At 41.5% G+C, this 15,552-nt stretch carries 18 protein-coding genes and 1 pseudogene; 5 read left to right on the forward strand and 14 right to left on the reverse strand.

Annotated features, from left to right (window positions below; translation table 11 throughout):
* The first annotated feature begins 190 nt into the window (after positions 1–190).
* Positions 191–1,180, forward strand: a complete 990-nt coding sequence (locus tag ACFQZG_RS14175; protein ID WP_378153550.1) for an ankyrin repeat domain-containing protein — start codon at positions 191–193, stop codon at positions 1,178–1,180.
* A gap of 107 nt (positions 1,181–1,287) precedes the next feature.
* On the opposite strand, the gene ACFQZG_RS14180 is transcribed toward ACFQZG_RS14175, so the two are convergent.
* From ACFQZG_RS14180 to ACFQZG_RS14245, 14 genes and pseudogenes are all read right to left on the reverse strand, one after another.
* Entirely contained in the window at positions 1,288–1,590 is a 303-nt protein-coding gene (locus tag ACFQZG_RS14180) for a hypothetical protein (RefSeq protein ID WP_378153551.1), read from the reverse strand.
* A gap of 548 nt (positions 1,591–2,138) precedes the next feature.
* Positions 2,139–3,155: pseudogene (locus tag ACFQZG_RS14185) on the reverse strand (tyrosine-type recombinase/integrase).
* 150 nt (positions 3,156–3,305) lie between these two features.
* Positions 3,306–4,130, reverse strand: a complete 825-nt coding sequence (locus tag ACFQZG_RS14190) for a YecA family protein (protein WP_378153553.1) — start codon at positions 4,128–4,130, stop codon at positions 3,306–3,308.
* Between the two features lie 9 nt (positions 4,131–4,139).
* On the reverse strand, positions 4,140–4,658 hold the full coding sequence (locus ACFQZG_RS14195; protein ID WP_378153554.1) for a hypothetical protein: 519 nt from the start codon (positions 4,656–4,658) through the stop codon (positions 4,140–4,142).
* Between the two features lie 39 nt (positions 4,659–4,697).
* Complete coding sequence (locus ACFQZG_RS14200; protein ID WP_378153556.1) at positions 4,698–5,348, reverse strand: Cap15 family cyclic dinucleotide receptor domain-containing protein; 651 nt, start codon at positions 5,346–5,348, stop codon at positions 4,698–4,700.
* Between the two features lie 9 nt (positions 5,349–5,357).
* Positions 5,358–6,263, reverse strand: a complete 906-nt coding sequence (locus ACFQZG_RS14205; RefSeq protein ID WP_378153558.1) for a nucleotidyltransferase domain-containing protein — start codon at positions 6,261–6,263, stop codon at positions 5,358–5,360.
* Positions 6,264–7,294: 1,031 nt separating this feature from the next.
* Positions 7,295–7,597: a hypothetical protein gene (locus ACFQZG_RS14210; RefSeq protein ID WP_378153560.1), complete on the reverse strand. Its 303-nt coding sequence runs from the start codon at positions 7,595–7,597 to the stop codon at positions 7,295–7,297.
* A gap of 76 nt (positions 7,598–7,673) precedes the next feature.
* Entirely contained in the window at positions 7,674–8,321 is a 648-nt protein-coding gene (locus tag ACFQZG_RS14215; protein ID WP_378153562.1) for an HNH endonuclease, read from the reverse strand.
* The gene (locus ACFQZG_RS14220; RefSeq protein WP_378153564.1) at positions 8,321–9,556 is read right to left on the reverse strand and encodes an AAA family ATPase; all 1,236 of its coding nucleotides are present in this window, start codon (positions 9,554–9,556) and stop codon (positions 8,321–8,323) included. The genes ACFQZG_RS14215 and ACFQZG_RS14220 overlap by 1 nt, the downstream gene beginning before the upstream one ends.
* A 70-nt stretch (positions 9,557–9,626) precedes the next feature.
* Entirely contained in the window at positions 9,627–10,616 is a 990-nt protein-coding gene (locus ACFQZG_RS14225; protein ID WP_378153566.1) for a DUF4062 domain-containing protein, read from the reverse strand.
* Positions 10,617–11,356: 740 nt separating this feature from the next.
* Entirely contained in the window at positions 11,357–12,583 is a 1,227-nt protein-coding gene (locus tag ACFQZG_RS14230) for a hypothetical protein (RefSeq protein WP_378153568.1), read from the reverse strand.
* Between the two features lie 259 nt (positions 12,584–12,842).
* The gene (locus tag ACFQZG_RS14235) at positions 12,843–13,259 is read right to left on the reverse strand and encodes an IS3 family transposase (protein ID WP_378153570.1); all 417 of its coding nucleotides are present in this window, start codon (positions 13,257–13,259) and stop codon (positions 12,843–12,845) included.
* Positions 13,260–13,335: 76 nt separating this feature from the next.
* Positions 13,336–13,617, reverse strand: coding sequence for a helix-turn-helix domain-containing protein (locus tag ACFQZG_RS14240; protein WP_378154062.1), 282 nt, complete (start codon positions 13,615–13,617; stop codon positions 13,336–13,338).
* 36 nt (positions 13,618–13,653) lie between these two features.
* Complete coding sequence (locus tag ACFQZG_RS14245) at positions 13,654–14,010, reverse strand: helix-turn-helix domain-containing protein (RefSeq protein ID WP_378153572.1); 357 nt, start codon at positions 14,008–14,010, stop codon at positions 13,654–13,656.
* A 237-nt stretch (positions 14,011–14,247) separates the two neighbouring features.
* Here ACFQZG_RS14245 and sigY point away from each other — a divergent pair, with 237 nt between their 5' ends.
* The 4 genes from sigY to ACFQZG_RS14265 are packed head-to-tail and all read left to right on the forward strand — an operon-like array spanning position 14,248 to position 15,550.
* On the forward strand, positions 14,248–14,805 hold the full coding sequence (sigY, locus tag ACFQZG_RS14250; protein WP_378153574.1) for an RNA polymerase sigma factor SigY: 558 nt from the start codon (positions 14,248–14,250) through the stop codon (positions 14,803–14,805).
* A complete protein-coding gene (locus ACFQZG_RS14255) occupies positions 14,780–15,142 on the forward strand; it encodes a DUF5345 family protein (protein WP_378153576.1) in 363 nt (120 codons plus the stop codon). The genes sigY and ACFQZG_RS14255 overlap by 26 nt, the downstream gene beginning before the upstream one ends.
* Entirely contained in the window at positions 15,139–15,327 is a 189-nt protein-coding gene (locus tag ACFQZG_RS14260) for a hypothetical protein (RefSeq protein ID WP_378153578.1), read from the forward strand. Before ACFQZG_RS14255 ends, ACFQZG_RS14260 begins: the two co-directional genes overlap by 4 nt.
* 28 nt (positions 15,328–15,355) lie before the next feature.
* Positions 15,356–15,550 (forward strand): PLD nuclease N-terminal domain-containing protein, encoded by a 195-nt coding sequence (locus tag ACFQZG_RS14265; RefSeq protein ID WP_378154064.1) that lies wholly within the window; start codon positions 15,356–15,358, stop codon positions 15,548–15,550.
* Positions 15,551–15,552 lie beyond the last annotated feature (2 nt).

Consider the following 15,552-nt stretch of genomic DNA (forward strand, 5'->3'; position numbering starts at 1 on the left):
GTAGGATTTAACATAATTTTATCAAAGTTTGATTGCATTTTGAACCATAACTTCCCAAACTCAAAGTGCCACTAAGATTCCTCATGGAGTCTCAGCGGCACTTTGAGTTTTAAACTTCTGGCAATCTTGGGAGCAATAACAGAGATGGTTTAGGCTGCAATTCCTGAACTTCGTCAGCCTCTTTCACTTCTTGCAAGAAGCTACGAAGGACTCTAAAGACGAAACCGCACTTATGATCGCCACACAGAAAGGCAACATCGAGGCGATTGACCTCTTGCTTAAAGCCAAATCTGACGTGAACGCCGTCAACAGCAAAGGAGAAACGGCACTAAGCTACGCTGTCGATGCTTCTCAGCTTCAAGCAGTTCAACGGCTTCTGGACAGCGGCGCGGACGCCAATCTGATGGCTGGGAGCACTACCTTGCTTACACTCGCCGTACGTTCCGGAAATGCAGAGATCGTCAAGCTGCTGCTGGACCAAGGTGCCGACTCGAACAAACAACAAAACGGTAGAACGGTACTGTTCGAGGCTGTCCAGAAAGGCTTGTCAGATGTGACGAAGATTTTGTTGGATGCCGGAGCCGACCCTAACGTCCAATCACCAGAGGGCGACAACTTATTGTTCTATACCCTCGACCACGAACAGCCGGGAAACGCGAAACAGCTAATCGAGCATGGTGCAGACCTGACTCTCAAAACTAAGAGTGGGGTTGGACTGCTGACTCTCGCCAAAACAAAAGGATACTCGGATGTAGCTGACGCGCTGATCGCCAAAGGAGTCAAAGATGTCAGCCTGCTGACATACACAGTGGCAACGACCACGGACGGCTTCTCGATTCCCAAACCGTTGGACGACAGTACCGTTACGCTAGGTGCTCACCAGAATCATCCGAACCCACAGATGACGTTTAATCTCAACCGGTCGGCCAAGTTTTTCAAGGCTACTTTCGTCAGTGGACGAAAGGAGATAGAGTCCGACTATAACGTCAGGTTGACTATTGAAAGTAATGGAAAGAAGCTGTACGAGAGCGATTATCTTAGCATCAAATCAGCGGCACAAAACATTGCTATTGATGTCAGCGGTGTTCAGAAGCTGACGTTCATTCTGCAAGCAGACAAGCTCTTTAGCATCGTGGAGTCGAAAGGGCTGCTACAGAACCCGACGATTTACTTCCCATAGTTTGAACGCTGACGAGGCATTTCTTTTGGACTCTTAGGTGCGAAGGGCTACTATCGCCCTTTCCGGACTTGAAGACCAACGGAAGTGCCTTTTCGCTTTTCAGAAGCCTACTCTTCATCTCGATCTTTCAGTGGCCGATTCTTGCCGGTTGCTCTACTGTGCCGGAAAGATATCATCATCTTAGCCAGTTGCAGGTGCAGCAGTTCTGTCCGAAGCTCCCTTTCCTTGTTGTGGACAAGCGTTAAAACTTCTTCCACAGTCAGCAAGTCGATTTTGTCACCATGCCGATACAGTTGCCCCTTGCCCGATACGCATTCCTCGCACGTTTCAATCTGCAAGAGCAGTCTTGTTTCTTGCTCTTCAAGCCGGGAATATTCCTCGAATAGCTCCTCTTTCGTCCGCTCCGTCAATACATGCCGCTCCCCTCGCCACGAAAAAAACGTCAGCCATTCCCAACACTTGGGCGTGGCTGACGCTTCGTTCGTTTAATTGATTTCCTGCTGCCTCCAGTAAAACATGCCCAAAATATGCTTGTCAATTATCTGTAGGAAGTGGAACGAAGCGGACAATCGAGAGGTCTTCGCGCCATATCATATGGTAGACTGACACGGCGCAAAGAGTCACAGAAAGCAAATCGGGAACATCATCGCGTCAGTCCCTTTCACCGCTGTTTGTTCTATTCAACACCTGACGCAGCGACTTCATCTGCGTGGACAAAAGCGATTGTTGTTGCAAAACCGGAAGAAACACTCCAACCGTGTCGCTCGTTTACTTGGATGTATCTATCTCTCTAGCCCCGTACCGGGATACTTGAAGTATCATAAGCACACGACCGCATGAACGCCACTGTGAAAAGTCATCCGATACTACCCGAAGAATCGCGGCTATTTATGGTTCAGGTATAGGTTGGAGGTAGTTATATTGAGTCGTGTTGTCCAGCCCTACAATACTATCATGGTTACACGCCGACGAGCGGACTGCTTAGTGCGTGTTGCTCTTGCAGATCGCGGTTGTTCAGTTGGACGTAGTTCCGTACCATGCTTAGGTCGTGGTGGCCGAGTATCTTTTGCAGGGAAAACGGGTCTCCCCCGTTCTTGACGTACAGCGTAGCGAATGTGTGCCGGAACGTGTGCGGAGAGACGCGAACGCCTGTGATCCCCGCTGTCTCGCCGTGCAAACGAATGCGTTTGTAGGCTTGGTTGTACGTCAACGGCTTGCCGTTGTTCACGAGAAACACGTTGGCAGGACTACGATTGGTGAACTGCGTTCGGTTCTCTTGGATAAGCACTTCGATAAGTTCCGCAGTTCGTTTACTCTATGGTACAACCCGCGACTTGCCGTTCTTAGCAACGCTGGCGCGGACGGTAATCGTCCTGTCAGTTAGACTAAGGTCATCCACAGCCAAGTTCAATGCCTCGTTGATCCGAAGCCCGGTATCGAAAAGCACGGTGAGGAGCACATAGTCTCGGAAACCTGTGTACTCCCTTTGGTTTGGCGCGGCGAGCAGTTGCAAGACCTGCTCCTTCTCAAAAACTCCGATAGTGTCCTCTTTGACCTTTTGCAGTTTGATACGGGAAGCAAGGTCGACTTTCAGATATCCTTCGTCGAGGAGGAATCGTAGGAAGCACTTGAGCGTCCGGGTGCGAATGTTCACACTTGCTGGGGACAAGCCTTTGACTGTGTTATGGCTCTGCAACGTAGGGTGTCCGTCGTACAGCGTTTGTTCAGTCAACATGTGCCCTACATACTGGCGAACGTGGTCGGCGGTCAGTTGCTCCAGGTTGAGCATCGGGTACTGATCGACCAGCCAGCGTTGCAGGTATCGGTAGTGGTTCTTATGGTCGTACAGCGTTCGGAGCTTCAAACCCTCCGTTTCCTTGACTCGAAGGAAGATACCAAAATAATAGTCAAGCGGATGGTGTAATGTGATCGCGGCGGAAATCAGTCGTTCACGTGATGCGGTTACCGTGGGCATATGGATCACTCCTCTCAGATTGGATGCAAAAAACCGCCAAGGTAATGGCGGCTGATAGACTGGGGTTTATAATTACATTTCAATTTTATTTCCAGCGGCTTCACTTTAACAAGTTAGCTTGTGGTCATTATCTATAATCAAATTCAACTACTACTTCCAAGTATGCACGCAGAACATCGGTATGTTGTTTCTTGGGGTACTTGTTTGAACAGTAATACGATGGTGATTAAAGAGATCATTGTCAGTTCCATGACAACACATCTTATATTTCTTTCCGGAGTCACACGGGCAAAGTTGATTGCGACCTACCCCAATGAATTCTTGCTTCCGTTCCTTTAGAACACTGAGAGTCCAATCATCATATGGGCCAGAAATCTGAGTTAACAGAGTATCTAGCATTGAGTAATTATATTCCATACCTTGAGGGAACAAAACAGTATATTTGTCGAATGGATTTGTTACAACTGCCATAGCTAAAAATTCAACATCCTGTATTATACGACAGCATTGTTCACCATCGTATATTTCTCCTACTCGATGACCACAAGGTCTTCTTAAAGATATGGTAGCACCACATATTGAACAAGTGGCTCGTTTTACAATCATCTCGCGACTCATGAAGTACTGGTATGGAAACAACTGTTGGTACTGATGAATCATTTTGTCATAAAATTTTAGATGGTACTTATTATCTTGAAAGTCGAGATGCTTTCTCAAAAAGGATAGCTCTATATCGGTACGATCAAAGGCCAACCACGCATCAAAATGCTTCTTTTCTTGCAAATTCCGAAAGGCAGATAAGTAACCTTGAATTACTTTATATGTTTGTTCAAGGCACCAGATTTCTTTTGCCTCAGATTGATTGTTCAAAGATACTGCAACTGCCTTTAGTGATTTAAGATTATAGGGAATATCCTCCTTGAGGATATTGTCCCGAAAATTTTGCAAATAATCTTTAATTGTTGAAATATCCATAGCTACAGCCTACTCGTCCAAGAGATTAATCGCTTTAATAGTCGATTCAAACTTGTCAGCATCGCCTTCATAAGAAATCCTTTTAGATTTTCCCTTTGTTTCAACTATTAGATCTACTTTTACTTTAAGTCCATTACGACGTGACTTCAGCTTATCATACAAATAGTTGGTTATTAATCCGGTAACGATGGGAAAAGCAAAAATAGTCATTATGATATTAGGAATGTTTATTAGGTCAGAATGGAGCTCAAGTTCTTGGAACTGTTCATCGGTAGCGCAAATATCAAAATTAACATCGGTTCCTTTGGAAGCATCTTTTACGTAGTGATAAAATTCCCCTGTTTGTTCGGGAAACAGGGGATGTTCGTGGTCTCGGAAACCTTCATCATATGGAAGAATCAGTGCATTTGCATTCTTCATTTCTTCTGTATATTCTTTTGGGAAATATGGCTTTTCGAATACGTCTTGAAAAGTTATATTAACATCATTTATCTCAACCTTAGATACTTCTTTACTTTCATGAATCATTGCGCTGCCCCCTTTTGTCACTATCGGTGATTATATCTTCTAAGTTGCGTGCGGTTTTGGAAATGTAACTCCAGCTTGAAAGGATTCAGCCAATTTCGTTGAAATATGTTCAACCCGCATCTCGCCAGAAGTGCCTCTACTTGTCCAATACTCACCAATCATATTGGCGGGTGGAGTTCCAAGAATGTCAAAGACAGCAGTACCATCGTGAATCTCACTTCTGTGCCTAACTAATGTACGAGGTTTATTTGTATAAAAATAAATCAGCCTTCTAGTCCCTGTTTCCTCATCCAACAAAAACGAAGATACAAAACTGTAACTCGAAGACTCTGCCGTATACAATGTGCAGTTAATGGTCAAGAAACTTTGTCTAATTACAAGAAGAATTGGGATGGAGGGCAAGGTTTGTTTAGTGTCAGGGTTTATCCAATTAGATTGAAGTTCCCCTCTCCATGTACCTTGCAAGATAGGAATCTGAACAAGCCACCCCTTAAAAATCTTCATTTTCCAACCGTATTTAATAAACAACGACCAAATAACTAAGTCTAATGTAATCACCGTGGGTACTTGTTTGAACACAGCAGACGAGAATTCCAATTTTATTTGATAAACTAGCAGCAGCAAGCTCCATATTAAAACAGAGATGACCAGCGTTGCCCATAAATAGAGTTTAAAATTGATACTCTTCATTATTCCACCTCACTTATATCCCACGTAATTCCACGCATCGATCAGAAACTGATTTGCTTGTTGTCTTGTCCAAGGCTGCGATTGTCTAAACAGATATTTCAGTTCATTGACTTCGCCCCATTCTGAGCAGCCTTCCTCCGACTTAGTGCTATTATATAGATGAATAATTGCTTCCCTTACAAGATCAAAATAATTATTCGAACTAAAGATGTTATTGGGCACATTCCAAATTAAACACTCAATAAGGAATGATGGAACATATTCTGCAGATTGTACCCCTTGTTCTTTCATTTCATTTCTTAACCGCTTAAATACCCGAGTTGTAAATTTGAATTTATTTCCGGTTTCTTTGTTTTTACTGACGCCATTTTCATAATGCTGCTTAGGCCAGTTGATTATTCGACTCCCTGTATCTGGTCTCAGTTCAATTCCGGATAAATAATCATACCCTCCGTTAGCGGTATAAAAGTATCTTCTGTGTTCAAAGCAAGGTACAACATCTGCCTCAACCCGGTACGTGTTAGCCTTTATATCAAATGCTTTATTCCCCCGTGCAACGCTTGTTCTTCCAAACTTATTAACCAATGCTACTTCAACTGCATTCTTAAATTCCGAATAAGTATATGATGATGGTACGATATTAAAGTCATTTGCTGATTTGGGTGGATTCTGTGGCAGATCGTAGAAAAATGTGTCCTTTAGCTTTACACAAATATCTACATCACTATTAGCTCGAACATTGGTGTTATTTCTATAAGAACCTTGAGGGATAATTTCTATGTTCATTTTTGATAATTCTAAATCGGCTTTTATCGCATCTTTAATCATAGTCTCGGCGTTAGCGCATTTATCCTCTTCTGTATCGCTTGCTGGCTTGGTCCAGCTATTAAAAGTTTGATTCCAATCTCTAGCCATCGATAAGCCCTCCGAATTAGGTATAATTACCCACAAATAATAGTATATCACGTCTCATGTGAGCTGTCTCTCTAGTATTCCCTTATTTGAGATATATTGCAATCCTTATACAGAAAACTGCCAACAAGCTGCAAACTCAGACTCAGTCCGTCCACACCCCGGCCCATCCTACGGTACATCAGTTTGCTTCACTTGTCCTTTTGTTGGCGATCCGTTCGGCTTGACCCAGCCACAGGTGGATGACTCGCCCCGATTCAAACCGTAATGTCGCCCAAGCCCGTCGTTCACGGGCTTCTTGCTCCCTAAGTCTTCCCAAACGTAGCCCACGGAGATCGTTGCACATGGGCGCTGGCGTATCATCCGAGGCATTCACGCCGCGCTGATCGGAACCCCTACTTTTTGACGTCGGAACTATTCGAGCATAGGGGTTCGTGGGGGAGTAAGGAGCTGGAGTGATTGGAGTAGTTATGAGGGGAATGTGGTAGCGACGGGAGACGAGTAAGTGCGAAGAAACGCAAAGTAGTACTAAAAATCATTTAATACATCGTCTTGGGGCTAAACGCCCTGGCGATGTATTTTTATTGTCCGAAGTTAACACGGAATCAACAAGGGACTCATAAAAGTATTTACAGATCGATTCAAACGGAAACTTGATCGCACCGGGCAGTCCTAATATAGCGATTCTGTAACCCCACCATCTATACGAGTCAACAAAATGAATGGTTCGTGAGAGTTATTCAACACAGAATCAATGAGCATATTTTACATTTCATAACTAAGTTTACCAATAAACAAAATCGCCGGTTCGATATGCGGTTTTTGAATATAATTATAGAGATTCATTAATTAGGTGTGCTTTTTCATCTGGTTTGTGAAGAAATAATATAGAAAACCAGAGCCTCTTTTCAGAGGGTCTGGTTTTTTCGTTGTGAAATGAGCGTTTCTCAAGTAGAATGCATTATCTCCTATTTAGGCAATCTTCTTCAAGTATGAGTCACAAATAATTATGTCTTTTGGTGATGGGATTTCCATTATTCTGGAGGAGTTATTGCTCGTATTAATTTTCTTCTTGTGGATTCAATCCACCGAACTATTGCAATAATAAGATTATGCATTGCCTCGAATATGGCGATAGAGGCTCCGATGATAAAAATGCTTGTTGGAATTGAATCGGGTTTAGGGTCTATCAAAATATAGTCTTGTCCAAGCAAAATAAAGAAAGTTAAGTATAGTGGGAACTTTAGTCCCGTCAATACTCCCTCAATGTTTCCGAGACGCTCAATCCATATGTTAATTTTTGCAATGACTGTGTGAACTCTTTCTTCTTCAGTCATAATAATTTTCGCCCCTAGAAAGTAATATTTATGGTTGTTGATATATTTGTTCTTCTTTTGATTGTTTCGACAATTTTCATCCAGTAATCGCGAGGTCGAATAGCAAGTGATCTGCCATTAAAGTAAACTCCTTATCGGGTTTAGTATATTTCAATAAATCTTCTAGTACCATCCGTCGTAAAGTTGGATTATCGGTAATTTGGTATTCTTTAATAAGTGGCTTTAATAAATTAATATGATCTATTCTACGTTCAATTAATTCAGGTCTATCTAATTTTAATAATCTAATCGTAAGATCTGCTCTAACATCCCCATCTTTCGGAAAAGGTATTGGGCCGACAAATTTGATCTTATCTTCTGGAGTATCAATGTAGGGGTTAATTAATGGAAGGTTTTCATCAAAGTAATCCAGTTTATTTTGATTGCACTTTGTACATCCAATTGTAAGGTTTGACCACATAAAAGTCTTGTTAGGTACCTTGCTTTTGGGCTCGATATGTTCTATATCTCCATGGTCAATATGAGTTATTTTACTTTCACAATAAGCACATTTGTTTTTAGTCTCTGTTAACAAAGCATCTTTAATTTCATGGTGACGATAGCGAGCTTTCACACTATCTGGAATTTTGGTGTTTAAGGTAACATAATTCATTAACTCTTGAGTCCACTCGATTTCTTTTTCTACTAAGATATCTGGTTTTTCGGCTTTTATTATTGACCTCATTATCGATTGCCTCCTTGGAGGAAACCGAGTGCTTGGGGTAAATGGTCAGCCAGTCCTAATGCAGACAGATCGTTTTTTAAGGACAAGTAGCTCTCAGGAGTCAATTCATTTCCTCTGTACTTATCGAGTATGTTATTTAAATCTTCTTCGACCCAAATAGGCATAGTGATAGGCACACCGAGTACATCTCGTAATATTTGTGCTGCGTTCCCAGCTTTATTTTCAAAGTCAAGTAAATAACTATCAACTGTTCTTTCGTCATTATATTTAAGAACATATACAAATGATTCTTTTACCGAATTCACCATTAATGGACTGTGAGTACTTACAATAAATTGAGCATTAGGAAACGAATCTATAAGACTTGGCAACAGTTGTCTTTGCATTGAGGCGTGTAAATGATTTTCGGCTTCGTCAATTATCACAAAAAACGGCTCATCTTTACCTGCCTCAAACATGTATATTTGCCATGCTAAATCTAATATTGCTCCAATTCCACCAGACACAGAATCCAATAAAAACTCTCCACTTTTTGTAACTAATACTACTTCTCCACTTCTAATATTTAATGTTTCGAAACCTAGAGTTGGAGGAAGTAGCTTCTTCAAAATTTCAATAAAACCCAAAAAAAGCTCAAGTGCCTCAGAATCTGAGGTAGCATACTCATTACCTTTTCCAAAAACTGCAAGACTGATTAATGATGCTTTCATTTGATAAATAGGAGGGTCTGAATATTGACCAAGTGTACGTTGCATTACTGAAGAGTTAAACATGTTATATGCTTCGTTTCTAGTGTGTGCTTTTACAGGAATTGATGTAATTTGACGATATGTATAAGCTGTCCGATGTGAGGGTATATTTATACCCTTCAAACTTGGATGTGGATTAATTGAAATTCCGTAAATTGCTTGATCAGTATTTAACGGAGCATTTATATTAAGAATTTGTCCATTTTTGAGAGTAATGTTACCTATACTAATTTGTTGATGTGCATCAACATCTTCTTCAAGTTTTAATCGACGACTAATACGATATTTAAATCCTTTATTCATTTTTCCCTTTATTGGAGTGGACAGTTCATTAAAACCCCAACCCACAAGCCTAGAAAAGAGTCGGAGTATTGTACTCTTTCCTGCACCATTTGCACCCGTTATAATAGTAATTTTCGGATGAAGCGAGATTTCAACATCCCTGAATTGATTCCAATTTTGAATAGATAAATTATTAAAAATCATTATATATTTTCCTCCGAAATCATCTTAATTTTGCTTGATTATAAGAGTGACTCTATTCGATACACTCACTTTAATAACTCATCTCCTCTGAATCTTTTGAAACTGCAGCCTGTAATTCCTCAACATTTAATATAATGTAGTGATCAGCCCATAGTTCATTGCTTATGTATACAAGGTCCCATGATGAATCGAATAACTTTTTCGCAATACGAATAAACATTCTTTCACTTTGATCAAGAGAAATCGCTGCCCAGTTAATATACTCATCTAATTGATCATCATTTGAGTTTGGCAGTAATTTGAATCCAATATTCGAGAGATATTGATTAAGCTGACCGACATTTAAAAAAACAATTTTATATGAAACATTAATTACTTCTCCTAGTCTAACAAAGGCAGGATGATTTGTTTTTAACATCTGGCTTAGGGAAGCATCCCTATTTGTATCACGTTCTACAAAATAATCTGCAATTCGATGGAACATTTCAGCAGCATCCTCAAGCTTCTCTACTACGTTAAATCTGATTCGTTCTTCTTGTGTTTTAAGGAGTTTTTGAAATAGCCCTGACCATTGTTCTTGAAGTTTTGTAATTATATCTTTTGATGTTTCAAAGGCAAACATAGGTTTATTTATATCTAACTCATTTAACTCATCAAGATATTCATATATACGCCTATCATCTACATGTCGCCATTTCATTGATTTCAAATTCTTATTGAGTTTATATGTCTCATATTCCGCTTGTACGTTTTTATCAATAAAAATATAAATTTGCTTGTTAAGGTATATTGCTGTTTCAAGTTCCTTTTGACTAATTGACATTCTTCCATACGACGACTCAGAACCAAAACGGCTTCCAATAATTGAAACAAAAATATCACAGTTTTCCACTTCATCATAGCAATCCTGATCTAATACATCATCGTTTCCATAAGGTATTTGCCCTTCTTCATTTCTAATTGGAATATATCCAAGGCTGTTAATAAAAGTATCAATGTTCTCACGAACTTGTTTTAGATCATAGAAAGTAGAACTAATGAATACTCTGGGCCTTGCCATTTACAGATTTCCCCTTTTAGTTTCATTTGAAACAATTATTCGACAAAGATATAATCAATCCTTTTTGTGCACATATTTCGTAATAATCCACTCCGGTTCATTACGTGAAAGCTTAAATAAGAGAAGTCCGCAGTTGGAGTGATTGGATCGGATATCCGGATAACCAAATAGCTGTTGGGGATGAAGGATAACCGAGAGACGTATAGCAGTACTTATACAACAAACAAGCCGCCATGTAGCTCAAGAGCCATGGCGGCTTGTTTTGTATACCTGATGTCAACAGCAAGTCAACGACTCCTACTGATAGTTACCCTGTAAGTACTTACAGAACGGGGCGACCACACGCCCGTCATGCTCGTATATACAGAGAAAGAGCTGGGACGTGACACCATAGCGGTGTTGCGAAACTCGTTTCTGCTCAGTTAAATCAACACGAAGAGTTTCAGAGATGTTGATTCAACGTAAAATCAACAAGGAATCAGAAAACCTTGAACGGCGCCTTAGCGCACGCTGAGAAATCTGGTTTGTTCAGTCGCAACTTTATTACAGATGACAAGTCTACGTCATTACCACCGAACATGCTCCATATGGTCTTCATCAGCCTCACTCCCACATATTTAGTTGTCCTAAGAAGTAGTGCCTGCTATGCGTATACATCGCTATGTTGCCTACGTGCGTGGTGATGTACTTTTGATAAAACGTCTGTACCCCCATCATTACGGTCTGAACCAAATATGTTCTCATAGGTAAACAGTATCACGAATTAAATCATGAAAAATTTTTTTCGATTGTTCCGGGAGCATATTAGATATTACTTTGGCTTCATTTTTTGCGATCTCATTGCTTATATAAAAATTGTTTTTTTCGATTAGGGATGAGAAGTCATTTAATGCAGTAATGATTTTATGGTAATTTGGATTGTCCCTAGAGTTGTTCCAGATAATTCGGTATATAAATTTCATAAAGTATTGTTTTCTTTCATCGGCAGTCTCCCCATCGAAAACATACTGGAGTTTTCTGGATAATTTCTTGTCGTTATTGGTTTGCTTTTGATCTGAGAATTGTATTGAATTATAGTAATGGACGATTACTTCATATGTACCAGATGTAATTCGTGGATCGGTGAGGTTGATGATAAAGGTCGTTTTAGAAGTGTCCTCATCAAATCGATCTAGTAAAATTCCATTTGAAGTATCCTTATCGCATTGATAGAGTGGACAAAGAAATCCTCCTGAGGCATTTCCGTTAAACGTTGCTAAAGCAGTTTTATCTACAGATGAGTAGTAAATACCTTTTTCAAGTCTAAGGGATGGAAAGTAATCATAATAAAAAGATTTCAGTGAAAAGATAATCAGAATTATATATCCAACCACGAGATACTTAATATACCCACGGTGAAGAAAAGACTCTCTTGTTACTTTTTTAATAATTATTATTGGTACTGTAGCAATCAATGAACTATAAAACAAAATACTATATACTTGTAGGTTTTTTGATGTATTTATAACAATAACCGGAATTATTATTAGTACACAGAGTATGCAATACATTAAGTAGAAGATAACGCGAGAATATGCTATCTCTAACTTCCTAGTCGTAATCGTTGAGTTGGGAACGAAATAAAAAACAAAATTTATTATGAAAACTCCAACCGGAATAAATGCTGAAATAAACATTGCTTCACCGAAATGTAAAATAAAGTTCCACCTTGAGATAAAGTCATATTGGCTATCCAAGAACAACTGTTTTTCCAATCCGGATAATAATTTCAGAATGTATACAAGGCTTGAAACAACTAGAATTGTAATTATGGAATATTTAAAATTAAGTTTATCGTTTTCAGCAAGCGAACTATTGGTGTCAATACTTACTTGTTTAGCTCCCCCGTTCTCAATGAGGTCATTTTTGTGTTTTTTTAACCCCCAGGGTAATATTCTTTTTTTCTTATATATATCAACTCTTGACATTGAAAAATTCACTTCTCTCTAGTTACTCCGATTTACACTAAACGATACTATTTTCGAAAATCGCTCAGCATTTTTCTACATTTAAATACTATGTTCGATATGTTACTAATCATTTCCTTTTTCTTTATAACTTGATGAAAAATATGCGATGAGGGCATTTTGTAGTAGATAGCCGACAGCGTGCTCTACGCAATTAGTGAATTGTTGGGCTGCTTACGCCGGTGGAGCGGAGAAGTGTGGAAGGCGATACCGCTGTCATCTAGTCGGCATTTCTGGAACGCATTGCGCTTAAATAAGCTTTCTGACCGTTGCCGTACTTCAATTCAGTGACATCTGTTAGCCACTTCTCATTTGGAGCTTCCGCCTGGAACTGGCGGTTTAATACGTTCTCAGCAACGTGTTGAGGTGTAGAATGCACATATTTCTTTTTCTTCCGACGGATAACGGATTGAATCCCTTGTATCTTCATCAGGCGATACATACGTTTGTGGTTAATCTGCTTCTCCGTTTGTCGACGCATATGCAGTGTCAATTGCCGGTAGCCGAAGGTACCTTCAACCTTCTCATGCAACGACATCATGACTGCCGTTAGCTCCAGGTTCTCCAGTTGTCGTGGACGGGGTTTGTGACTGAGCCACTTGTAGTAACTTGACCTTGGGATCCCATAATCTTGCACAGAAGCTTCACGCTAAGCGACTCTGACTGCTGCACCGCTTGGCTAGCAAGGTATATGTGCTCCTGACGATGCCCGTTCAGCGACGCCTCCTTTCGAATTCCTGCAGCTTTTTTAAGAGCGCATTTTCCGCCCGAAGTCGCTCGTTTTCGTACTCCAATTTCTTCATAGTGAGCTTTTGCTGATCAGCCTCGGTTAACTCTTCAGGGGCCTTCGTACGTCCTCTGCCGTCTTGAAAAGCGTTCTCTCCACCTGCCTCATACTTCCTTACCCATCCATAAACTTGCTGATAAGAGACCTGGTATTGGCTCACAGTCTTCTGGTAATCCCGATTATTAGAAAAGGCAGTAGAGCACGATATCGATCCGTTCCTGCCATGTTGTTGTACGTCCCTTGGTCATAGTTCCTTGTAGTACGATGATAAGTTGCTATGACCATTATACTTGCGTATCCAATCGATAAGTTGAGTTGTGCTAGCGATTTTATACTTTTTAATAATTTGATTATGCGAATACTTGCCCGTTAAATAATCTTGAACAGCCTCAACTTTAAGTTTCGCAGAGTAGCTGTTATTGCGAGTACGGGTCTCTAATCCTTGAATGCCGTACTGATCGTATTTTCGTCTCCACTTTTCCAACGTACTGATATTCACGTTGTACTTCTGGGCTATCTCTCTCTGAGTACTACGCCCGTCTTCAAACCCCCTTATAGCCTCTAACTTTTCTAATCCGCTATATTCATTTTTTGTACCCAACAAAATGCTCCCCTTTAAGCAACAGGTTTAATTATTTCACCTGTCTACTTAAAGGGGAGCGTTTCAATATGATCGCCGCCGCTGTGTATTTTTCTATGTTCACGATGGGCTCGAATAAGACCGAGGTGCCGGTATCCGCGGTGTATTTAGTTTAATATTAATTTTACATGAATGAACAAATGGATAAACTCGAGCGTCCTATGTTCAAACGCAGCTAAACGAAAGGAGTCCCGGAGGATGAGTCACCCTAACGCTGAAGAGACGTCCACGATCCGACTCGCCGTCCGGGGCGACGGACCGGCGTTAGCTAGGCTTCTGCAAGCGAATTATGCCTTTCTCTATCGCTACCTGCTCAAAGTCACGATGAACAAGGCGTTGGCGGAGGATCTGGTGCAGGAGACGATGCTGAAGTCCATCGAGCGGATCGGTACTTTCCGCGAGCAGTCCAAGTTCTCGACTTGGCTCATCGCGATCGCCTCCAGATTGTATTCGGACGAGATACGCCGGCAAGGGCGGGAGAGCAAGTGGCGAAGCGAAGAGCAGAGCATGCAAGCGATTCGATTCAAAGCGGCTTTGGACCAAGAAGAATGGCCGTACGCCCTTGATGCCTTGGCGGGGCTTCCTCCGGACGTTCGGTTGCCGCTTCTATTGAAGCATTATTATGGCTATGCCTATAAGGAGATCGCGGAGTGGCTCGACATTCCCGTCGGGACGGTCAAGTCAAGGCTGCATTACGGATTGGATCGATTACGAAAGGAGCTGACAGAGCATGACCGATCGCGTTCCGAGGTTTGATAAGAAGAGCAGGGTCGTTCAGGATGATGAATCCGAGCTGTTCGAGGAGCTTCTGGGCAGCTCCTTGCGTGACTGGGACGGTCGCACGGATCCGGCAGTTCCTCATCTTATCGAGCTGGAGTCGCTCGTGGCTGAACATAAGAAGTCTACGGAGCGCAATTTATGGATGGATTTGCTTAAACTATGGGGAGTCGGCCTGTTCGCCTTGGCGTCGCTATTCCTTCTTCTCCGGTGGAACACGGCCGTATTCGCCATTGTACAGGGCGCGGTAGCTATCGGAGCGATCGCCTTTCTGGCTGCTTCATCCCGAATACGTCGTCGGGAGGCGAAGGAATGATGTCCCATACGGACGTTATGGTAGTCGTAGGCGCCGTAATCTTATTGTTGGCCCAATCGACTTGGTTATATATAGACGCGCGGCAGCGCAGCAGATATCCATGGTTCTGGGCGATCTGGGGACTGATTCAGTGTCCGACTCCGCTGATCTTCTATTGGTGGTTCGTTAGAAGGAAGAGAAAGTAACTCGGGAGGCGATTATAGGTTGGATAAAATGACCGATTCGGAACTGTTAGCCACTCTAATTCCAATGATCATTCTGCAGCTGGCGCTTATGATTACAGCGCTCGTGCTGCTCGTCAAGTCGGATCGCGTACGCGGACCCAAGTGGGTGTGGACGCTTATTATCGTGTTCGGAAGCTTGCTAGGCTCGATCGCTTTCTTCCTATTCGGCAGGAGGTCGTATTAGCG

This window comes from Cohnella sp. GCM10027633, from assembly GCF_042675445.1.
Classification (GTDB): domain Bacteria; phylum Bacillota; class Bacilli; order Paenibacillales; family Paenibacillaceae; genus Cohnella.

Coding starts and splice junctions, on each gene's coding strand:
- ACFQZG_RS14265 (WP_378154064.1), top strand. CDS start 15,356: ATGACCGATTCGGAACTGTTAGCCACTCTAATTCCAATGATCATTCTG.
- ACFQZG_RS14210 (WP_378153560.1), bottom strand. CDS start 7,597: ATGACTGAAGAAGAAAGAGTTCACACAGTCATTGCAAAAATTAACATA.
- ACFQZG_RS14195 (WP_378153554.1), bottom strand. CDS start 4,658: ATGATTCATGAAAGTAAAGAAGTATCTAAGGTTGAGATAAATGATGTT.
- ACFQZG_RS14225 (WP_378153566.1), bottom strand. CDS start 10,616: ATGGCAAGGCCCAGAGTATTCATTAGTTCTACTTTCTATGATCTAAAA.
- ACFQZG_RS14205 (WP_378153558.1), bottom strand. CDS start 6,263: ATGGCTAGAGATTGGAATCAAACTTTTAATAGCTGGACCAAGCCAGCA.
- ACFQZG_RS14190 (WP_378153553.1), bottom strand. CDS start 4,130: ATGGATATTTCAACAATTAAAGATTATTTGCAAAATTTTCGGGACAAT.
- ACFQZG_RS14230 (WP_378153568.1), bottom strand. CDS start 12,583: ATGTCAAGAGTTGATATATATAAGAAAAAAAGAATATTACCCTGGGGG.
- ACFQZG_RS14215 (WP_378153562.1), bottom strand. CDS start 8,321: ATGAGGTCAATAATAAAAGCCGAAAAACCAGATATCTTAGTAGAAAAA.
- ACFQZG_RS14255 (WP_378153576.1), top strand. CDS start 14,780: ATGACCGATCGCGTTCCGAGGTTTGATAAGAAGAGCAGGGTCGTTCAG.
- sigY (WP_378153574.1), top strand. CDS start 14,248: ATGAGTCACCCTAACGCTGAAGAGACGTCCACGATCCGACTCGCCGTC.
- ACFQZG_RS14200 (WP_378153556.1), bottom strand. CDS start 5,348: ATGAAGAGTATCAATTTTAAACTCTATTTATGGGCAACGCTGGTCATC.
- ACFQZG_RS14260 (WP_378153578.1), top strand. CDS start 15,139: ATGATGTCCCATACGGACGTTATGGTAGTCGTAGGCGCCGTAATCTTA.
- ACFQZG_RS14220 (WP_378153564.1), bottom strand. CDS start 9,556: ATGATTTTTAATAATTTATCTATTCAAAATTGGAATCAATTCAGGGAT.